The 717-nt window shown below is 38.5% G+C and carries 1 protein-coding gene; it reads right to left on the bottom strand.

The features are described from left to right. Window positions 1–174: 174 nt before the first annotated feature. The coding region (locus QW71_RS36230; protein ID WP_039311050.1) for a hypothetical protein at window positions 175–717 on the bottom strand (543 nt) is incomplete at its 5' end.

Here is a 717-nt window from a genome sequence, read left to right as displayed (position 1 = left end):
CTGGAGTATGCGATGTGGGTGTATAAGAACAAGAATACGCCGAGCTCGGCGAAGACGGTTGAGGAATAGAGGATTTATTAACGCAAAGAACCACCTTTCTGGAAGCATCTGAGAGGTGGTTCTTTTGTGGGTTTTGATATAATCAACTTCCGTTTAAAACAGTTTTAATGAAAATCAAATCAACCATCTAAATAAATAATCACGACGATAAAAAAGCAATTGCATTGGCGCTTCATCAAAATTCGGTATGTGAATTAATAAGGCATCGTTTAATTCAGTAGGGAGAACTTCAATCTCTACTGACCTTGCGCTGTTTTCAAGGTCAACAATTTCAATGGACAACACTTGTGTACCTGGCACTGTTAAAGTTAATGGAATTTCGGCTATCCCATCATGGAATTGAACATCAATTTCCGTTGTTCCAGAATCTGAAAGTTCAACATCACCGAATTTTCCGGAGGGTCCAGTGCTTGATAACATATAGCCGGACAGTTTCACTTTAACAATTCCATTCAAAAAATCTAAATTAGTAGCATCATCGCTATAGACGTTACCGTAAACACTTAACTTAACTGTTGTTGGTTGACTAACTTTGACGGTTGAATGGGTTAATTCAACAGAACAATTCAGTTGTTCAATAGTTCGCAGCATCATGCTGTTTATTTTTATCCACCCCACGCTCGACCATTCCGACCACAAATGTTCGTCATATACCTT

The organism is Paenibacillus sp. IHB B 3415 (genome assembly GCF_000802655.2).
GTDB classification, from domain to species: Bacteria; Bacillota; Bacilli; order Paenibacillales; family Paenibacillaceae; genus Paenibacillus_AQ; species Paenibacillus_AQ phytohabitans.
Note: the sequence above shows the minus strand (reverse complement) of the source record. Positions and strands in the feature narration are given on the sequence as shown.